This is a genomic window from Stenotrophomonas sp., from assembly GCF_050737575.1.
In the GTDB taxonomy this organism is placed as follows: Bacteria; Pseudomonadota; Gammaproteobacteria; order Xanthomonadales; family Xanthomonadaceae; genus Stenotrophomonas.
The window spans coordinates 115,267-135,644 of sequence record NZ_JBOHXW010000003.1; the positions used below are offsets into that span (position 1 = coordinate 115,267).

Genomic DNA, 20,378 nt, shown 5'->3' on the forward strand with positions numbered 1-20,378 from the left:
CCCGCTCCGCGCCCCGGCCCTCGCTTACGCGAGGGCGCTCAAACGGGGCGCGAACCAGTGTTTCGCAGGCAGACCCGCATCGCCCCGCAAGGAGAGGGGCTTTAGCGGCGCAGTTGCTCAGATTGCTTCAACCTGCAACGATCTGAGCCCCTCTCCCCTTGCGGGAGAGGGGTTGGGGAGAGGGGGAATGCGCAAAGCGCATCGCTCCACACGCATCAATACCGCTTCACCCCAAATGAAGAAATTCGCCGCAATCCGAAACTATCTCCGTCCCTGCCGCATCACCACCGCCTGCGCCCAGCGCGCTGCAATATTCGGCGCCGTGATGCACACCGCTTCATCGGTCACCGTCGTCACCGCGCGTTCCAGCAGTTGGATGTCGGCTTCATGCTGGCGCGCGACGTGCGGGTCTTCAAAGAAGATCGCACGCTGGCAGCGGTGCTCCAGCACGCGGTCGGCAATCTGCGCGTCGCCGCCCAGCGGACCACTCTGGAAACGCTGGATCCACTCCTGCTCGCGCGGCCAGCCACGGCTCCACGCCATCTCGTTCAAGCGCTGACCGGTGGTGCCGGTGCCGATACGCTGTGCGAATTTCGACAGCACATCGAAGTGCTCGCTGGCGAAGGCCAGCATCTGCGGCTTGCGCGCGTCATGCGCGATCAAGGCCAGCGTCTGCTTGCCGAAATCATTGAGGTCATCGGCACCGGCATCCGGCGCAAGACCGGCGTGGATGCGCTCCATCTCGATCCAGTCGCGCGCGGTGGCAACCGTTGAGATGAAGGGCTTGCCGTGAATCACGCACTGCCGCTTGAGCGCGATGGCTTCGGGAAAGATGGACGACGGGTCGACCGGATCAATGAAATAGATGGCGCCATCGAGCGTGCGCTCCGGCGTACCCATGCCGACTACTTCGGCCACCAGCTTCATCAAACCGCCTTCGCGGCCGTTGGGGTAACGCTTGAGGGCAGGGTAGTCGGCCAGCGGCCCGGCACCGGTGATGGCATCAAAGGTGCGGCCCACTGCGTGCAGTTCAACACCAAGTTCTCGGATGCCCCCTTCGCAGGCACGCAGCCAACGGAACAGCGCGGCGTCGGCGCTCTCATGGTGCAGACGGTTGGCAGCCAGGCCGATGCGCATCGTGATTCCCCTTGATTGGCGAAGCGGGAAGTTTAGCGGTGAGGACTGCGATGATGCAGTAGTTGGGATGCTGCGAAGAGAAGTCGGAAGCGGCATGAGGGGAAGCTGCTGAAGCCAAGAGCGCAGCTTTCATCGCGTTGAACACCAAGAGCAATGCAGAAGCAGAAGCAGAGACTTGGAACAAAAGCATCGGAGCAGAAGCACCCTCATCCGCCCTTCGGGCACCTGTATTCGGCACATCCATGTGCTCACCCTTCGGGCGGCTTCGCCGTACAACTCGGCAGGACTGCCGAGTTGTCGTCCCGCATGCAGGAGAAGGGACTGCTGCAGCATTACTTGTGCGTTGATATGTTTGGCTTGCGGATGCGTGGCGGAGTAACAGCGCCGACGCCGCGCAGTAAGCCGAACCGAAGTCATCCCCTCTCCCGCGTGCGGGAGAGGGGTAGGGGTGAGGGCGACGCTTGAAGCCTTTATCGCTTCAGCAACGCCACAATGCTTTCCGCCGCATCCCGCCCTTCAGCCACCGCCGTCACCACCAGATCGGCACCGCGTACCGCATCACCGCCGGCAAACAGTTTCGCGTTGTGCGTCTGGTACGGCAGCCGTCCGGCACCGCCGGCAACGATGCGGCCGTTGCTGGTGGCTTCCACGCCTTGCGATGCCAACCATTCCGGCAGCGTCGGCGAGAAACCAAAGGCGATGATCACCACGTCGGCTTCCAGCAACGATTCGCTGCCTTCAATGGCCACTGCATTGCGGCGACCATTGGCATCGGGCTCGCCGAGTTGTGTCTCCACCACGGTCACGCCGATCACTTCGTCATCGGCGCCGGCTTCAATGGCCTGCGGCAGACGGTTGAACAGGAAACGCACGCCTTCCTCGCGGGCATTGGCCACTTCGCGCGCGGAGCCGGGCATGTTGGCTTCATCGCGACGATAAGCGCAGGTCACACGCGCCGCGCCGAGGCGGATGGCGCTGCGCACGCAGTCCATGCCGGTATCGCCGCCGCCCAGCACCACCACGCGCTTGCCGTTGAGGTCGGGCAGGGCGATCTGGTCTTCCCAGCCGGCAATCGGACGGCCGTGTGGATCGTTGCCACCCACGATGCGGCTGTTCTGCACCAGGAACGGCAGCGCCGGCAGCACACCCTTCAAATCCTGGCCGATCAAGCCGCCATCGGTGTAGCGGTACGCGCCGGTGCCGAGGAACACCGCATCAAAGTCCAGCTGCAGTTGTTCGATGGTGATGTCGCGGCCGATCTCCACGCCAAGCCGGAACTCCACGCCCATGCCTTCGAGAATCTCGCGGCGGCGGTCGATCACACTCTTGTCCAGCTTGAAGCTGGGAATGCCGAATTGCAGCAGGCCGCCAATCAGTTCGTAACGGTCAAACACCACCGCCTGGATGCCGGCGCGTGCCAGGCGATCCGCGCAGGCCAGCCCGGCCGGACCTGCACCGACAATGGCGACGCGGTGACCGGTGCTTTGCACCGCGTGCAGGTCCGGCTTCCAGCCGGTGGCCAGTGCGGTATCGACGATGTACTTCTCCACCGCGCCGATGGTGACCGCGCCGAATTCCTCCAGCGTGCAGCTGCCTTCGCACAGACGATCCTGCGGGCAGACACGGCCGCACACTTCCGGCAGCGGATTGGTCGAATGGCACAGCGTGGCCGCTTCGTGGATGCGGTCTTCCTGCACCAATTGCAGCCACTGCGGAATGGCGTTGTGCACGGGGCACTTCCAGCTGCAGTACGGGTTGCCGCAATCCAGGCAGCGGCCGGCCTGGTACTGCGCATCGGCCTTGTCGAATTTCCCGTAAAGCTCGCCCCAATCGCCGGACGTGCGCAGTTCCACCGGAATGCGCTGCGGCATGGTGCGGGGGAGATCGAGGAACTGGAAGGCTTGCTTGCGGCTCATGGGGAACTCGTTGCGTCTGGGAGGCTCCCTTCTCCCGCACGCGCGGGAGAAGGTGCCCCGGAGGGGCGGATGAGGGGCTTGGCTTTCAAGGCGCCCTCACCCCGGCCCTCTCCCGCAGGCGGGAGAGGGAGAGATGCATCACGCTGCGTTACGCAGTGCCGCAGCCAGCGACTCGATGCTGGCGGCCTTGGGTTTGACCAGCCAGAACTTGCCGACGTAATCGCGGAACTCGTCCAGGATCTGCTGCGCCCAGATGCTGCCGGTCAACTCGCGGTGACGGCTGATCAAGGTGTGCAGATGCTGGCGGTGGTTCTCGAAGCCTTCAGCCGAAATGCGGTGGATGTCGATCAGTTCGTGGTTGTAGCGGTCCACGAAATCACGGTCGATATCCAGCACATACGCAAGGCCGCCGGTGAAGCCGGCACCGAAGTTCAGGCCCACCTTGCCGAGCACGGCGACGATGCCGTCGGTCATGTATTCGCAGCAGTGGTCACCGGCACCTTCAATCACCGCCAGCGCGCCGGAGTTGCGAACGCCGAAGCGCTCGCCCGCGCGTCCTGCGGCAAACAACTCGCCGCCGGTGGCGCCGTACAAACAGGTGTTGCCGATGATGGCGGTGTTGCGCGCCTCGAAGCGCGCACCGCGCGGCGGGCGCACCACCAAGCGGCCGCCGGCCATGCCCTTGCCGACGTAATCGTTGGCTTCGCCTTCCACTTCCAGGTTCAGGCCATCGACGTTGAATGCACCCAGGCTCTGCCCCGCGGTGCCACGGAAGCGCAGGTTCAACGGCGCATCGATCATGCCGTGGTTGCCATGCGCCCGGGCGATGGCGCCGGACAGGCGCGTGCCAATCGAACGGTCGGTGTTGTGGATCAGGAAGCGGTGATCGCCGCCGCGCTTGTGGGCGATGGCGTCGGCCAGCAGGTCGTCCATCTGCGTGGCCAGGCTGTCCGGCGACTGGTACAGGCGCTGTGCCGCGCAATGCGGGCCTTCATAGCGGGCCGGGGCCAGCAACCGCGACAGGTCCACCTTGACGCCTTCGCGCGGCGACACGTCCAGCTGTTCCAGCAGATCGGTACGGCCGACGATTTCATCCAGCGAGCGCACGCCCAGGTACGACAACCACTCGCGCACTTCCTCAGCCAGCAGCTTGAAGAAGTTTTCCACGCGTTCCGGCAAACCGGTGAAATAGCCTTCGCGCAGACGCTCGTCCTGCGTTGCCACGCCGGTGGCGCAGTTGTTGAGGTGGCAGATGCGCAGGTACTTGCAGCCCAGCACGATCATCGGGCCGGTGCCGAAGCCGAAGCTGTCCGCGCCGAGCAGTGCCGCCTTGATCACATCCAGCCCGGTCTTCAAGCCACCGTCGGTCTGCAGCAGCGTGCGGCCACGCAGATCGTTGCCGATCAGCGCCTGATGCGATTCGGCCACGCCCAGTTCCCACGGCACGCCGGCATAACGAATGGAGCTGATCGGCGAAGCACCGGTGCCGCCGTCATGGCCGGACACGGTGATCAGATCGGCGCCGGCCTTCACCACGCCGGCGGCAATCGTGCCGACGCCGGCATGCGACACCAACTTCACCGACACCAGCGCATCCGGATTGACCTGCTTCAGGTCATAGATCAGCTGCGCCAGATCCTCGATGGAATAGATGTCGTGATGCGGTGGTGGCGAAATCAAACCGATGCCCGGCTTTGCATAACGCAGGCGCGCGATCAGTTCGTTGACCTTGTGCCCGGGCAGCTGGCCGCCTTCGCCGGGCTTGGCACCCTGCGCGACCTTGATCTGCAGCACTTCGGCGTTGACCAGGTATTCGGCGGTGACACCGAAACGCCCCGACGCCACCTGCTTGATCTTGGAGCGCTTGTCGGTGCCATAACGCACCGGGTCTTCGCCGCCTTCGCCGGAGTTGGAGCGGCCGCCGAGCCGGTTCATCGCAATGGCCAGCGCCTCATGCGCTTCCGGCGACAACGCGCCCAGCGAAATGGCGGCGGTGTCGAAACGCTTGAACAGCGCTTCGGCCGGTTCCACTTCGTCCAGCGGTGTCGGCGTTGTGGCCGGCTTGAGCTGCAGCAGATCACGCAGCGCCGAGGTCGGGCGCGAATGCACCGCGTCCATGTACTTGCGCCAATCCGCCGCATCGCCGGTGCGCGAGGCGCGCTGCAGCGTCAGCACCACGTCCGGGTTGTACATGTGGTATTCGCCGCCGTGCACGTACTTGAGCAGTCCGCCAACTTCGGCCGGCGCCAGCTCGTTCCACGCACGCACGGTGAGTTCCTGCGCCTCGGTATCCAGCCGCGCCAGATTGACGCCGCCGATGCGCGCGGTGGCATCCGGGAAGCACAGCTGCACCACGTCCGGGTCCAGCCCGATGATCTCGAACAACTGCGCGCCGCGATAACTGGCCACGGTGCAGATGCCCATCTTGGAGATGATCTTGCTCAGGCCCTTGTAGATGCCCTTGCGGTAGCTGCGGCCGATCTGTGAAACCTCACCGCCCTTCTTCAGCTGCAGGATGCCGCGCCGGCCCATGTCGAACAGCGTCTGGTAGGCCAGGTACGGATACACCGCCGTGGCACCAAAGCCGAGCAGACACGCCATGTGATGCGCATCGCGCGCGGTGCCGGTTTCAACAATCAGATTGACGTCGCAACGCAGGCCCACCTTGGACAGGTGGTGATGCACCGCGCTGGTCGCCAGCAGTGCGTGCACCATCGGCCGCTCCGGCACCGGGTAGCGATCCGACAACAACAGCATCACCACGCCATCGCGCGCAGCCTGCTCGCACTGCGCGCAGATGCGCTCGATGCCGGCCTTGATGCCTTCTTCGATGCTGTAGGACAGGTCGATCAGGCGATTGCGCGCAACGTACTGCTCCATCTTCAACAGCTGGCGCAGCTTGCGCTGGCTGAGCACCGGCGAGTTGAGGATGACGTGGTTCACCGTCTCCGGGCCGGCATGGAAGATGTTGGTTTCCTTGCCGAGCTGGGTGCTCAAGGACATCGCGCATTCTTCGCGCAACGGATCAATCGGCGGATTGGTGACCTGCGCGAAGGCCTGGCGGAAGTAGTCGTACAGCGGCCGCGTGTTGCGGCTGAGCACGGCGATGGGCGTGTCGTCGCCCATCGAGCCGGTGGCTTCCTGGCCGATCTCGGCCAGCGGCCGCAGCACCTGCTCCACTTCTTCGGAAGTGAGCTGGAACAGCTTGTGGTAACTGCGCAGGGTCGGCTCGTCGAACGGCTCCTCGGCCAGCGACGGGTCGATCAACTCGGTCTGCAGGTAAGTCACGCCCTGGTGCAGCCACTGCTTGTACGGCGCCCGCGCACGGTTGATGCGGTCGATGGCGTCGGAGTCGAGCAGGTCGCCGCGCTTGAGGTCGATGGCCATCATCTGGCCCGGGCCGAGCTTGCCCTTGCGCACCACACGTTCGGCCGGCACTTCCCACACGCCCGCTTCGGAGGCGACCAGGAAATGGCGGTCGGAGGTGAGCATCCAGCGCGCCGGACGCAGGCCGTTGCGGTCCAGCGTGCACGCCGCATAACGACCGTCGCAGGCGACGATGCCGGCCGGGCCATCCCACGGCTCGGTGTTCAGGCCATAGAACTCGTAGAACGCGGCGAGGTCGGCGTCCTTGAATTCCAGCGACTGCGTTGCCGGTGGCACCAGGATGCGCAGCGCCTGGATCAACTCCATGCCGCCCGCGACCATCAACTCCAGCATGTTGTCCATGCTCTGCGAATCGGAGCCGTGCATCGAGATCACCGGGTCGAATTCGGCGATGTCGAACTTCGGCGTCTTCCACACCTTGCTGCGCGCCTGCGCCCAGTGGCGGTTGCCTTCGATGGTGTTGATCTCGCCGTTGTGGGCGAGCAGCCGGAACGGATGCGCCAGCGGCCAGCGCGGCATCGTGTTGGTGGAAAAGCGCTGGTGGAACACCACCACGGACGAGGCCAGCTCGTGGCGCTGCAGGTCCGGGAAGAACGTGCTCAGCTTGTCCGGCAGCACCATGCCCTTGTAGCTGATGGCGTCCGGGCTGAGCGTGGTGACGTAGTAATCGGCGATGTCGCGCAGCTGTTGTTCGCTGCGACGGCGCGCCAGAAACAGCGCCAGTGCGAACTGCTCCGCACTCTGGCTGGGGTCGGCATCGACGAACACCTGCTCGATCTTCGGCAGCGTGTCGCGCGCAAGTTCACCGCAGACGCTGTCATCGGTGGGCACCTCGCGCCAACCGCGCGGCTGGCAGCCGGCGTTGCGTAATTGCGCATCCAGTTCGTCGCGGCAGCGCTGTGCGGCGTCGGCATCGTGCGGCAGGAACACCACGCCGGCCGCGAAGTTGGGGCCAATGCGGATGCCGGCTTCTTCAGCCAGTTGGCGCAGGAACACGGTGGGTTTGCGCAGCAGCAGGCCGCAGCCGTCGCCGGTCAAACCGTCGGCGGCGACGCCACCACGGTGGGTCATGCGCGACAGTGCGGCGATGGCGGTATCCACCAACAGGCGGGACGGCTGGTCGTCGAGCTGCGCGACCATGCCGAATCCACAGGCGTCGCGTTCGTCTTGCGGGTCGTAGAGCCCTTGCGGTGTACCGGCGGCCATCTGTGCCTCTTAGCGATGTCAGGTGAGCGGCGACAGTCATGCCCGCTCGCCAAACACGCCATGCACACGGGAGTGAGGCGTGCCGTCCTGCATCGTTCGGCTGGGTGGGGAAGCCTGGCGGGCATCGCCTCACGGCGTGCTTACCAGTGCTGGCGCCCTCGCGCTCACCCAATGCACATGGTGTGCTCTACCTGGAGCGCACCCTGAAGTCACCGGATGCGTTCGACTAAATCACAGTTGTTGCAACGCCGCAATACATCGTTGCTGGCGCAACCAAAGCCTTGCGGGGCAAGGCTTTGGCTGCTGCCTGTTCAGTCACGATCAGCCGCAACGCACGCCGGTGATGGTGCCCTTGTCGTCGGTTTCGATGTTCAGGCGCTCGCCGATGAACTCCATCGTCACGGCTTGGTTGGGCTTGAGCATGCGCACGTCACTGGCGCCGGAATCTTCCTTGGCCTGCGTCTGCAGTGCGTCGGACCATGCCTGGCCGACCAGCCCCTGCACCTGGCTGGCGTCGCAGCTGGCCGGCGGTGGCGGTGCGGCGGCGGTGCCCGGATCGGGGGTGGCAGCGGCAGTCGCGGCCTGCTGCGCCTTGTCCAGCGCTTCTTCCTGTTCTTCCGGGGCCGGGCCTGTGCAGGCGCCCAGTGCCAGCACCAGCGAAAGTGCGGCAATCAGGGCGGCGGGGCGGCGAAGGCCGCGCGTCGTCGTCGGGAACTGCATCGGTACTCCAGAACGTTTTGGATGATGCTGCAGCATATCGCCAAGCAGGCCGGCTGCGGCTGTGTCCTTGACCGTGCATGCAGCCAGCGTTGGGGGCGATGCGAGCTGGCGAGCGGAGGACCCGCAATGCGACTGAATGTCTGGCACTTGGCCGCAGGCGGCAGGTCACGCGGGTTGCGGCCTGTCAGAGTGCCCCGCAGCGGGCGTCAGCTGTGCCAGCGCTGGCGGGAGGCCTTCGCTATCGGCGGCGTGCTTGCGCTGACGGGCAACTCAACCGGCATGCACGCGGCGGTAAAACGGGCGCGCGGCGTCATCGCAGCGCAGGGAATCCCTGCGTGTCGGTCATCGCGCCAATGGGCGTATTCAGCCGCAGTAGATCGCGGTGATGTTGTTGGTGCGGCCCACTTCAATGGTGAGGCGACTGCCGCCGGTTGATGCCGAGGCGACTTCGACCGAGTTGGCGTGCCCATCGGCCTGTTCCTGACCGCGAATGACGTTCACCTCCAGGCTGTCGCTGTCCACGCGCGCACGTTCAACCGTGCCGGGCGCTGCCGCCAGACCAACCGCACCGCGCACCATGTCCACATGGCATTGGCCGCTGATGACGCCATCAATGGCTGCACGTCGGTGACATAGGCGGAATTGCAGGCCGACAGCAACAGCGCGGCAGCGGGCAGGGCGAGCAGACGGTACATGGCGAACTCCGGGCAATGCAGGAACGAGCGCACAGCATCGCGCGGCGTCTGTATGCAGCGGATGAATCCTGAAATTTGCGACGTTGTTTCGCGTTGACATGCGCGCTGACGTTCATTTGCTCTGAAAGGAAATGCATCCGACACGCGGTTGATGCCGACGACAGAATCGCCGGTTGCGAGCATTGCACCCGCCACGCCACCCAAGCGTTCTGCGCAGAGATCGCAACGTCAGCGGTCGACTTGCCGCGCATGCGCATGCATTTCGTGCAGCACAGCCAACTGCATGTTGGTCCTAAGACCATCGGATGCACGCGCCGGCTCGGAGCGGGCGACGCGGTTGGCTGATAATCGGGCATTCATCAGCGCAGGATGTACCGATGCTGCAGCAGGAAAGCTGTCGTGTTCTCGTAGTGGGCGGCTACGGTCATTTTGGTGCGCGCATCGTGCGTGCGTTGTCGATTACCGCCGGCATCACTGTTATTGCGGCCGGCCGCAACCCGGCGCATGCGGCGGCGCATCTGCCGGGTGTGGATCTGGCCACCATCGAACGGTGCCGCCTGGATACCGCCGATCCGGATTTCGCGACGGCGCTGGCGGCGACGCGCGCACAGTTGGTCATTCACACCGCCGGCCCATTTCAAGGGCAGGGCTTCGATGTCGCCCGTGCGTGCCTGCAGGCCGGCATGCATTACATCGACCTCGCCGATGGTCGCGATTTCGTCCGCGATTTTCCTGCGCAGATGGATGCCGCCGCGTGTCGCGCACAGCGCAGTGCGATCAGCGGCGCCAGCACCTTGCCGGGCCTTTCCAGTGCCGTTGTGGATGCACTGGCGGCGCAGTTCGAGCAACTGCAGTCCATCGATATCGTCATCGCACCGGCACAGGCCACGCCGCTGGGCATGGCTACCGTGCGGGCGGTGTTGTCGTACTGCGGACAAGGTTTTGAATGTTGGATCGACAACCGTTGGCAGCGCGTGGTCGGTTGGTCCAATCCGCAGCCGGTCAACTTTGCCCGCATCGGCCCGCGTTTGGCCTCACCGTGCGATGTGCCCGATCACGATCTGCTGGCACAACGTTATCCAGGCGTGCGCACCGTGCGCTTCCGTGCGGCGCTGGAGCTGCCATTCCTGTCGCGCTGCCTGGCCGCCATCGCATGGCTGCGCCGTATCGGCCTGCCATTGCCGATGAAAGCGCTCGCTGGCGTATTCGCGCGAGCCGGGCGTTGTTTTGACCGCTTCGGCACCGACCTCGGCGGCATGCGCGTGACCCTGCGCGGTCAGCGCGCCGGGCAAGCGCATACCGTGCACTGGGATCTCACCGCGCCGATGCTGCACGGCCCGGAAATCCCCACCTTCGCCGCCGTGCTGCTGGCACGACGTTTCGCCCGTGGCGAACCGCTGCCGGTGGGCGCACACGCCTGCGTCGGCCTGATCACGCTGGCCGAGTTCGAGAGCGAGTTCGCGCGCTGGCAGATCGACAGCGCCGTTTCCTGAGGGGCCCTGCCGCCGTAGAGCGGAGCCACGCTCCGCTGGGGCTTTACCGGAGACCCTGACGCTGTAGAGCGGAGCCGTGCTCCGCTGAGGCTTTACCGGGGAGTGCCCCTGCCGAGCGTGGCTCGGCACTACTGGGCGCTCAAACATGAAGCATTCATCCAGACGCATTGCAGGATGCCTTCCGGGCTATTGACTACATTTGTAGTCATCACTACGGTGGCGACAAGTGTAGTCACTGGAGTTGGACATGCGCGGCAAGACCGTCGGGGACCAGGAACTGGCCCTGCTGCAGTACATCGGAGAGAACGAACCCACCAGCGTGGGCGAGGTGGCTGCACGTTACGGCGAGGCGCGCGGGCTGGCCCGTTCGACCGTGCTGACGATGATGGAGCGCCTGCGCACCAAGGGCTATCTGCAGCGTGCGTCGCATGAAGGCGTGTACCGCTACCACACCACCGCCGAGCAACAGGACGTGGTGAACAGCGCGGTGAGCAGTTTTGTCGAGAAGACCCTGCAGGGCTCGATCTCGCCGTTCGTGACCTGGATGTCGGAGAAAGCCGAGGTCAGCGACAACGAACTGGCCGAACTCGAAGCACTGGTCAGCAAGCTGCAATCGCAGCGGCGCGAGGACTGAATCATGGACACGATGCTTGAATTACTCGGCAACCGCCTGTTGGCCACCAGCGTGCAGACCATCGCGCTGACCGCCGTGGTGTGGCTGCTGTGCCGTTACGTGCGACGCCTGCCGGCCAGTACGCAATGTGGTTTGTGGTGGCTGGTGGCGCTGCAGGCGGTAGTGGGGCTGTTCTGGGCCACGCCGCTGGAACTGCCGCTGCTGCCGGCCGTCGAATCGGTGACCGTGCTGCAGCAGGCCAGTGCCGCCGTGCCGCAGCAACATGCCGCGCCGCTGATCATGATGAAGCCACTGCCCGTGGACAGCGGGTGGTCGTGGCAACTGGTCGCGATGTCGCTGTGGCTGGCCGGCGTGCTGGTGATGGTACTGCGCACTGCCTTGGCATGGCGCGCCAGCCGCACCCTGCTGCGTAACGCGCAGCCGTGTGGCGACCACAAGCTCAACGCCGCATTGCAGCTGGCGTCCGAAGCACACGGCCTGCCGCGCGCACCGCGTTTGATGCTGAGCAAGGCCATCGACTCACCGCAGCTGATCGGCCCGTGGCGCCCGGTATTGCTGTTGCCGGCGCGTGGCCTGCAACGCATGGGCGATGACGACCTGGACATGGCGTTGACCCACGAACTGGTGCATCTGCAGCGGCATGACCTGTGGTTGGGTTTGGTCCCCGCGCTCGCCCAGCACCTGTTCTTCTTCAATCCCCTCGTGCACATCGCTGCCCGCGAATACGGCATAGCCCGCGAAGCGGCGGTGGATGCCGCGGTGGTCGCCGGTGACCGCCATTGCCGGCAGCACTACGGACGCCTGCTGCTGCAGTTGGGCGTCGCACCTCGACCCGGTGCCGGCCTGGCCAGCGCCTCGCCCACCTTCCTCAGCCTCAAGCGGAGATTGCTCATGTTGCAGGACACGTCCTCCTTCCCGCGCTTCGGTGCGGCCCTGATTCTTGCTGCCGTCGCCTTGGTGGGTGTGGCACCGCTGCGATTGGTCGCCATGCCGGTGCCGCCTGCGCCGCCCGCACCGCCGGCGGCGCCGACAGCAGTGAAAGCACCGCCGGCCCCGCCCGCACCCGGTGCGAAGAAATCCTCGGTGTACGTCTATTCCAGCGATGGCAGTGACGAGATGCCGGTCCCGCCCGCGCCTCCGGCGGCTCCTGCAGCGCCCGCTGTTCGCGTGCCTCCGGTACCGCCCGCCGCACCCGCAGTACCGCCGGCACCGGTCAGCACACAGGGTGTGATCCATCTGTCCAACGACCATAGCCGCAACGCCTACGTGCTGCTGCAGGGCAACCAAAGCATCATGAACGGCTCCGTCGCCGACCTGCGCATGGTGCGGCGTCTGGACGATGGCAACGGCGTGTTGTGGCTGCGTCGCGACGGCAAGGATTACGTGGTGCATGACGCCGCCACGCTGGCACGCTTCCGCCAGGTGCACGCCGAAACCATGCGCCTGGGCGACCTGCAGGGCAGGCTCGGCGACCAGCAGGGTGAGCTGGGTGAGCGGCAGGGTGAGATTGGCGCCCGCATGGGTGAGATCGGTGCGCAGATCGGCGAACTGGCGAGCGAACAGGCCCAGCTGGCACTGAGCGGCGGTGAACGCACCGAAGCGCAGCGCAAGGCCATGGAGGAAGCGCGTCGCAAGATGGCGCAGGCAAGGGAGGAAATGAACAGCCCGGCGATGCGCGCGGAGCGGGAAGACCTGTCGCGTCAGCAGTCGGCACTGGGCAAGCAACAGGCCGAGCTGGGTCGCCAACAGGCAGCAGCCAGCGCACGTGCACGGGAAGAATCAGAGCAGTTGATCGAGCGGCTGATCCGCGACGGCGTTGCGAAGCCGGTTCGGGGGTGAGGGTTTGCGCTTGAAGCCCTGCTCTGAGCTTTTGCTCTTGTCTTGAAGCCCCTCTCCCTTCACGGGAGAGGGGTTGGGGAGAGGGGCTTTAGAAGCTAGAAGCAAAAGCTAAAAGCAAAAGCTAAAAGCTAAAAGCTAAAAGCTCTCCCCCTCTTCCGCCCTTCGGGCACCTTCTCCCGCAAGGGGAGAAGGGAGAGGCCAAAGCCAAAGCCAAAGCCAAAAGCAAAGAGCAAAGAGCAAAGAGCGAAGAGCAAAGAGCAAAAAACAAAAACCAAAAACCAAAACCAAAAACCAAAACCTCAGCGCTCTTCCCCCAGCCCCAACTCCTCCCGCTCATCCGCATCTTCCTGCACCAAACGCAGGAACAACTGCGCCAGCGTCACCACGTCCTGATGGTTGTGTTCACCCACGCGGCGCAGGTTGCGCGCGCTGCCGCCGCGCAGATAACCCAGCCACGCCGCCGGCGCCTCTGAGCCGGGTAAATCATCCTCGCGGGCGATCTGCAGCAGGTTGCGTTCGATGGTCGCCAGCCGGCAGTTCTCCCAGGTGCCACGATAGCGGCGGCGGGTGGGATACAACAGGTCCACATGGTCCAACGGTGAGATCGGGTCGCCACGTCGCGCCAGTCGATAGCGGGTCTTGAGCAGCGGGGAGTCGTAGCTGCGGCCGTTGTAGCTGGACAGCACCGTGGACGCCGACAACCAACCGGAAAACACGTCCAGCATCGCGCTCTCAGCGCCCATCGTGGACATCAACAACTGACGCACGCGCAGGCCTTCGCCGCGCGTGCTGTCGTGGGTCCAATCAGCGGCGCCGATCATGAAAGCACGGGTGCCGGTGCCACCGGCCAGTCCAGTGGTTTCGGTGTCGAAGAACAGCAGGTCGCGCGCCTGCACGTGTTCTTCCGGGCGCTTGCTGAAAGCCAGCGACAACGGCTGCGCGGGAATGGGTTGTGGCAGAAACGCTTCAATCAGATGCAGCCCGGGCGCAATTTCCACGCCGGGCAGTGCGCGGTCTATTGGCCCATTGCGTTCGGCACGCGGTGCTGGCGCAACCGCGCGATTGCGCGTGGCCAGCAGCCGGCGCAGCGCATCGCCGTCCTGCGCGCGACGTACCGGCGCCGCCGGTTTGTGCTGGATACCGTCCACCCAGCCAAACACCGATTCTTCCCGTCCCTGTAGGAGCGGCCTCGGCCGCGAGGCAGGCAATGCATCCGCAGCCGAAGAAGCGCGAGCTGCAATTGCAGACTCCGAATCGGCATTCACCTGCATCGGCTTCGCGGCCAAGGCCGCGCCTACAGGGGAATCACCAGCGGGCTTCTCCGCATGGCCCGCCTGCTTGCGCAGCGCCTTCAGCTTGTCCAGGCTGATGCTCATGGCAGCAGGTCGAGTGCCTCATCAACCACGACGGCCTGCACCTGATCGCCACGCTCGGCCGACAACAGTGACAACACCCGCAAGGCCAGCGAGCGCGGGGTGATGCCGTCGCCTTCCTCCTGCGCGGCCAACACCGGGCCGACACAGGCCGGGCAACCGGCGGTGCAGTCGCAGCGTTCGACCAGCTCCAACGCGCGCTGTACCAGCTCGCCCTGGCGCTGCCACAACGGTTCACTCAGGCCGACGCCGCCGGGGAAGTTGTCGTACAGGTATACGGTGGGTACGAAGCTCTGCATCAGTTCCACCGCGCCTTCGCCGCCTTCGGTGCCGCGCAGCTGGCCGCGGCCGGTCTGGTCGGCCACCGCAAACCACGCGCCGTCGCCATTGCCGACTGCTTTCTGCAGGTCGCGTGCATCGGCCATTACCGCGACCGTGGCGACGATGTGCAGCGCGTATGCGGCGCCGAGAAAACCATCCAGCGCGTCCTGCTTCTGCACGAAGCTGCGCAGCAAGGTGGCCTGCGGCAGTTGCCACCAGACCGACGTGGTGTGCAGCTCCTGGTCTGGCAGATTGACCGGGCCGTAGCCGATGTTCTCGTGCGTGTAGTAACGGATTTTCTTGTAGCCGGCCACGCGTCGCACCACATGCACTTCGCCGTGATGCGAATCACCGCGCCCGGCCGCGTTGCCGTCGAAACGGTCCAGCACCTTGAGCTTGGTGTAGTCGATGCTGTCGGTGTAATAGTCCACATGCGTGCGGGTGACGTAGGCCTTGCGGCCTTCCCAATCCAAACGCTCCACCTGGTACGGCGTGCTCTGCACCATGTGGATGGCGCCTTCGTACAGGGTGAGCGCGGCGGCGGAGTAATCCACTTCAGCAATGATCTTCTGCTTGCCGTCGCTGCGGTCCACCACCACGAAGTTGCCATCGGCCACCGCGCGCAGACTCACGGCGTTGGCCGGGTAACTGTCGGCAATCCATTCCCAGCGGTCGCCTTCCTGGTGGATCACCTCGGTCTCGGCCAGCGCCTGCAGAAACACCAGCGGATCAATCGGGCCGAACGGCTCGCCACTCATGAACGGCAGCTCGAACGCCGCGCAGCGAATGTGGTCGAACAGGATCAACGGTTGATCCGGCGAAATGCGCGCGTGCTCGGGCGTGGCATTGGCGAAGAAATCCGGATGCCGCACCACGTACTGATCCAGCGGCTGGCTGCTGGCCACCATCACGCCCAGCGCGGCCTGTTGGCGACGACCGGCGCGACCAAAGCGCTGCCAGGTTGCCGCAACGCTGCCCGGGTAACCGTTGAGGATCACCACGTCCAGCGCACCGATATCCACGCCAAGTTCCAGCGCCGACGTGCTGACGATGCCGTCGATGTCACCGGCCCGCATTGCGCGCTCCACCTCGCGGCGCTCGGTCGGCAGATAGCCGCCGCGATATGCACGGATGCGCGCCGGCTTGCGCGGGTCGTTGTCGAAAATGTCCTTCAGGTATTTGGTCAGCACTTCCACCATCAACCGGCTCTGCGCGAACACCAGCGTCTTCAGGCCGCTTTTGATCGCGATGCGGGCAATGCGGTTGGCCTGTGAACGTGCGGACGCACGCAGGCCAAGATCCGGGTTGATGACCGGCGGATTCCACAGCAACACATGCTTGGGCCCGGTGGGGGCGCCACTTTCGGTGATGGCATGCACCTGCTCTTCCACCAGCGCCTCGGCATGCGCATGCGGGTTGCCGATGGTGGCCGAGCACAGGATGAATTGCGGTTGCACGCCGTAGAACGCGCAGATGCGCTTGAGCCGGCGGATCACATTGGTGACGTGGCTGCCGAACACGCCGCGATAGGTGTGGATTTCATCAATCACCACATAACGCAGGTTCTCGAAGAACTGCGCCCATTTGGTGTGATGCGGCAGGATCGCCTGGTGCAGCATGTCCGGGTTGCTGACCACGATGTCGCCGTGCAGGCGGATCGCCTGCCGCGCATCGCCGGGCGTGTCGCCGTCGAAGGTGAATGCCTTGACCCCAAGATCGCCGGCGCGGTTGAGCTCCAGCAATTCGGCCACCTGGTCCTGCGCCAGTGCCTTGGTCGGGAACAGGTACAACGCCTTGGCATTGCCCTGCATCGCCGCACTCACCACCGGCAGCGTGTAGCACAGCGACTTGCCCGACGCGGTGGGCGTGACGATGGCGACATGCTCGCCGCGCTGCGTGGCCTCCCACGCCTCGGCTTGATGCGAATACAACTGCTCGATACCGCGCGCCTTCAAGGCGGCTTTCAGGGCCTCGGGCACGTCATCGGGAATGGGCGCGTAACTGCTTTCGCGGCCGGGGAGGGTGAAGCTGCCGGTGACCCGGTCCTTGTAGCGCCGGGCCAGCCGCTGGCCGAGCAGCGAGCCGTCACGCGAGGGCAGGCCATCGGTGGTTGCCAGCGCCCGTTCGCTGGCTTCGGTGCGGGGAGCGAGGGAGAACGCCATGCACGCAACTGCCGATCAAAGGAGGGGCATGGAAGCACAAACGGGTCTCAGCCTGTGAGACCGCTTTGCGCTGCTGGCTGAACACATGCGCCCGCGCAACGAAATTTGAAGCCCGCATCCGTAAGCTTTGCGCCGTACACGGACAGAGATGGGAGCGGTGATGGTGCGTGGATGGCATGGAGCAATGATGGCCGGCATGGTGCTGGCCGGCACGGCGCAGGCGCAGCAGCAGGCCTTGCCGCCATCACCGCAGCAGACCGCCGCCGAGGCGCAGGATGCGTTCACCGCGCCGGCCCAGGCCGAGGGCAACGTCACCACGCTGGGCGAAGTCCGCGCGCTCAAGCCCGAAGACGATGCACCGCTGGACCTGTACCGCTTCAAGAATCCGGTCCAGCCCGCGCCCAACCGTTTCAGCAAATCCTGGAGCGAACCGCCCTCGCCGGAGCAGGTCAGTATGAGCGGCGGCTACATTTTTCTGGGTCTCGGCTACGTGCTGAAGGGCGCGGGCAAGGGCCTGCACAAGCTGACCAGGGCACCGGTGACCAGGGCACCGGACCAGATCCAGTCGGCGATCGCGCGCCCACCGCCGGAACTGACCGAGCAACAGCAACGCCGCGCTGCCGCGTACTGCGAAGCAGGCGACTGCGCAGCCGAGGAGCGTTGAGCGGCAGAGCGGCCTAAAGCCCCTCTCCCGTTTACGGGAGAGGGGTTGGGGTGAGGGCAGGCTTTTGAGCTCCGCGTCATCGTTACCGCAGAGACGCGGCGCATGAGCTGAGCGGAGGCAGCAAGCTCGGCACTCAGCGGGTGTGCAATCCACCCCGGGCGTTTAAAGTACGCGCCATGATCAAAGAACAGATTCCCGGCGGCCTGCTCATCGCCATCGAAGGCATTGATGGCGCAGGCAAGACCACCCTTGCGCACGCACTGGCCCGCATCCTGGAAACCGCAGGTGCCACGGTCGTGCTGGGCAAGGAGCCGACCAACGGCCCCTGGGGCACGCGCTTGCGCGAGAGTGCCGCCACCGGCCGCCTGAGCCCGGAGCAGGAAGTCGAATTCCTGCTGCACGACCGTCGCCAGCACGTCGAAGAGATCATCAAGCCGGCCCTGGCGCGCGGCGAAGTGGTGATCCTGGACCGCTATTTCCCGTCGATGGTGGCCTACCAGGGCGCCGCCGGCCTGCCGCTGGACGAGATGCTGCACGCCAACGATTTCGCCCCGCGCCCGAACCTGCTGCTGTTGCTGGATCTGGCGCCGGAGCAAGGGCTGGAGCGCATCCGCGCCCGTGGCGACAAGCCCAATCACTTTGAAACGGCGCAGAACCTGGAACGCTGTCGGGTGATCTTCCAGCAGTTGGAGCTGCCGAACAAACGCGTCGTCGATGCCAGCCAGGACGAAGCCCATGTGCTGCGTGCCGCACATGCGGCCATCGCCGAGGCACTGGCCACGCGCATTGGCGAAGGCGGCAATGACGCGGTGGAGAACGCTCGCAAGACTGAGCGACTGAGCGCAGCCGATATCTGAAACCGGGGTCAGAGTCGGGTTTTTGCTCGACGCTGACCGACAACGGCGTCGGTTACGCCGACACCCCGGCCAGCACCGCGTACATCACCACGAACACCACCAGAAAGAAGTAGATGCTGCCGATGAACAGGTAGCGCGGCAGCGTCAGCCACCAGCGCCCGCCATACACGCGCTGCTGCATCCACAGCAGGTACACCGGCACCGCCATCCACAGCACCACGTAGATGCAGTCGCCAATGACGTTCACCACCGGGTTGCCGATGGCGCTGGTGATGCCGATCGTGACGAACGTCGCCAGCAGCACCAGCATCAGCCACGCATGGCTGTACAGCGCCACCACCAGGTGTTCCAGGTAGCCGATGCCGCGCCCGACGTAGGCCACGCGCAGCACCAGCGCAAACAGCGGCATCAGGAAGAACAGCGAGCCGGGCAGGGCGGTGAGGACGGCCTGGATGTACAGGTCGGCCTTGTTGCCCATCCGTTGTACGTTGGCATTGCCGTTTTCCAGCCGACGGTTGAGCCAGTTGTTGACGAACTGGGGCAGGTGGTCGAACACGAGTGGATTGGTTTCCGCGTCCCAGGGTTTGCCGTTGATCTGGTAGTTGAAGAAGGTGCCGTGTTGCTGCTCGCTGGCGCGTGCTGCGGCCTGCGTCGCACGCGTCATCGCCGAGTCGGTGGTACTGGTCGCCGACGCGTGCGCCGCTTCGTTGAGTTCAGCGGTGCGCTGCGCGGCGGCGGTATTCACGGCCGCCGTGGCCATCGCGAAGGCCGCAATGGCCGTGGGCGAGGTGCTTTGTTGCTGCTCGATCTCGGCCACCTGCGCCGCGCGCATCGTCTCCACTTCTTCTGCGGTCTTGGCCGCCGAGAAGGTCGAGTTGCCGCCATCGCTCACATTGAAATCGTTGACGTGCAGCGTCAGCTTGCCGACGAAGAACGTGAACAGGGTGAGGATCACAAACAGCCGCAGCGGCTGCACGTAACCCACGCGGTGGCCCTTGAGGAAATTGACCGCCACCTTGCCCGGCACCAGCAAGTCACGCAGGGTGCGGAAGATGCGCCCATCCAGATGCCAGAACGACTCGAACACTTCCTCGATCGCATGGCCCACATGCTTGAGCGGATTGTGCGAAGACTGCCCGCACGCATGGCAGTAGTGCCCGTGCAACGTGGTGTGGCAGTTCTCGCAAGCGCCGTGTGCGTGCGCGGTGTCGGCAGCCGCATGCTGCGGCGAAGAGGGCACTGCGTCGGTCTGGCTCATGGGCGCGACAGGGAGGGCGGCTGACGGAAGCCGCCTACGATAGCGGTGTTTGCCAGCGATGTTCAGCATCAGGTCTCAGAGCCGACGCGGAAAGTGAAGCGGGAATTGGAGCTGGAGCTGGCGTTTTAGCCCTTCTCCCGCAAGCGGGAGAGGGGTTGGGGTGAGGGGCGCTCTTGATCTGCCGCTATTACCGCTCCAACCCCTGATGCCACCACGCACTACCGATCACCCCACGCCCATCATCCAGTCATCTCGATACCACCCCAATCACGCTGGAACCCAGCCCAAGGCATGCCGTACCGTATTCCGCACGCCGCAAGGACAACCCCCTCATGGAAGCCGCCCAGCAGCCCCCGCAACGCTCGCACCGATTGGGCCTGATGTCGCTGCTGATGCCATTGGTCACCTTGCTGATCGGCGTCATCGCCGTCTCGGTAATCCACGGCGGGCTGGAGAAGCTCGCCGCCGGGCTGATCATCGCCATCGGCGGCGGCGTGATCGGCACCGGCCTGGGCATCGCCTCGCGCTGGCGCAAGGAAAGCCGCGAGTGGATGGGCTACGTCGGCATGCTCATCAATGGCTTGGTGGTGCTGGTGCTGTTTCTGTAATAGAAGCCGGCCGCCACGCCGCTGGCGCCCAACGTACCTTTCCGAAAACCTCCCCTTCGCGTCGCGAAAGGGAGGGGCAAACGCGACAAGCCGTTGCGGCTGCGGTTT

At 65.1% G+C, this 20,378-nt stretch carries 13 protein-coding genes and 1 pseudogene; 6 read left to right on the forward strand and 8 right to left on the reverse strand.

Annotated features, from left to right (window positions below; genetic code table 11):
* Nucleotides 1-261: 261 nt before the first annotated feature.
* The 5 genes and pseudogenes from ACREP4_RS06865 to ACREP4_RS06885 form a co-directional block, all read right to left on the reverse strand.
* Nucleotides 262-1,137, reverse strand: coding sequence for a methylglyoxal synthase (locus ACREP4_RS06865; RefSeq protein WP_431595430.1), 876 nt, complete (start codon nt 1,135-1,137; stop codon nt 262-264).
* A 470-nt stretch (nt 1,138-1,607) separates the two neighbouring features.
* Nucleotides 1,608-3,053 (reverse strand): FAD-dependent oxidoreductase, encoded by a 1,446-nt coding sequence (locus tag ACREP4_RS06870; RefSeq protein WP_431595431.1) that lies wholly within the window; start codon nt 3,051-3,053, stop codon nt 1,608-1,610.
* A gap of 138 nt (nt 3,054-3,191) precedes the next feature.
* Nucleotides 3,192-7,646, reverse strand: a complete 4,455-nt coding sequence (gltB, locus tag ACREP4_RS06875; RefSeq protein ID WP_431595432.1) for a glutamate synthase large subunit — start codon at nt 7,644-7,646, stop codon at nt 3,192-3,194.
* A gap of 321 nt (nt 7,647-7,967) precedes the next feature.
* The gene (locus tag ACREP4_RS06880; RefSeq protein ID WP_431595433.1) at nt 7,968-8,366 is read right to left on the reverse strand and encodes an I78 family peptidase inhibitor; all 399 of its coding nucleotides are present in this window, start codon (nt 8,364-8,366) and stop codon (nt 7,968-7,970) included.
* A 363-nt stretch (nt 8,367-8,729) separates the two neighbouring features.
* A pseudogene (locus tag ACREP4_RS06885) lies at nt 8,730-9,061 on the reverse strand (hypothetical protein).
* 377 nt (nt 9,062-9,438) lie between these two features.
* On the opposite strand from ACREP4_RS06885, the gene ACREP4_RS06890 reads away from it, so the two are divergent.
* The 3 genes from ACREP4_RS06890 (at nt 9,439) to ACREP4_RS06900 (ending at nt 13,027) form a co-directional block, all read left to right on the forward strand.
* Entirely contained in the window at nt 9,439-10,554 is a 1,116-nt protein-coding gene (locus ACREP4_RS06890) for a saccharopine dehydrogenase family protein (RefSeq protein ID WP_431595434.1), read from the forward strand.
* A 247-nt stretch (nt 10,555-10,801) separates the two neighbouring features.
* Entirely contained in the window at nt 10,802-11,188 is a 387-nt protein-coding gene (locus tag ACREP4_RS06895; protein ID WP_431595435.1) for a BlaI/MecI/CopY family transcriptional regulator, read from the forward strand.
* A gap of 3 nt (nt 11,189-11,191) precedes the next feature.
* The gene (locus ACREP4_RS06900; RefSeq protein WP_431595436.1) at nt 11,192-13,027 is read left to right on the forward strand and encodes a M56 family metallopeptidase; all 1,836 of its coding nucleotides are present in this window, start codon (nt 11,192-11,194) and stop codon (nt 13,025-13,027) included.
* A gap of 299 nt (nt 13,028-13,326) precedes the next feature.
* Here ACREP4_RS06900 and ACREP4_RS06905 read toward each other — a convergent pair whose 3' ends face one another.
* Together ACREP4_RS06905 and ACREP4_RS06910 are read right to left on the reverse strand one after the other, a co-directional pair.
* Nucleotides 13,327-14,403 carry a ribonuclease H-like domain-containing protein gene (locus tag ACREP4_RS06905; protein ID WP_431595437.1) on the reverse strand — a complete coding sequence of 359 codons (1,077 nt, stop codon included), beginning with the start codon at nt 14,401-14,403 and terminating at the stop codon, nt 13,327-13,329.
* A complete protein-coding gene (locus ACREP4_RS06910) occupies nt 14,400-16,883 on the reverse strand; it encodes a DEAD/DEAH box helicase (protein ID WP_431595438.1) in 2,484 nt (827 codons plus the stop codon). The genes ACREP4_RS06905 and ACREP4_RS06910 overlap by 4 nt, the downstream gene beginning before the upstream one ends.
* A 184-nt stretch (nt 16,884-17,067) precedes the next feature.
* Here ACREP4_RS06910 and ACREP4_RS06915 point away from each other — a divergent pair, with 184 nt between their 5' ends.
* Together ACREP4_RS06915 and tmk are read left to right on the forward strand one after the other, a co-directional pair.
* Nucleotides 17,068-17,547, forward strand: a complete 480-nt coding sequence (locus ACREP4_RS06915; protein ID WP_431595439.1) for a hypothetical protein — start codon at nt 17,068-17,070, stop codon at nt 17,545-17,547.
* Nucleotides 17,548-17,723: 176 nt separating this feature from the next.
* Nucleotides 17,724-18,404: a dTMP kinase gene (tmk, locus tag ACREP4_RS06920; RefSeq protein ID WP_431595440.1), complete on the forward strand. Its 681-nt coding sequence runs from the start codon at nt 17,724-17,726 to the stop codon at nt 18,402-18,404.
* Between the two features lie 52 nt (nt 18,405-18,456).
* Here the strand turns inward: tmk and ACREP4_RS06925 are convergent, their stop codons facing one another.
* A complete protein-coding gene (locus tag ACREP4_RS06925; protein WP_431595441.1) occupies nt 18,457-19,662 on the reverse strand; it encodes a DUF3667 domain-containing protein in 1,206 nt (401 codons plus the stop codon).
* 332 nt (nt 19,663-19,994) lie between these two features.
* On the opposite strand from ACREP4_RS06925, the gene ACREP4_RS06930 reads away from it, so the two are divergent.
* Entirely contained in the window at nt 19,995-20,270 is a 276-nt protein-coding gene (locus ACREP4_RS06930; protein WP_431595442.1) for a hypothetical protein, read from the forward strand.
* Nucleotides 20,271-20,378: the final 108 nt, after the last annotated feature.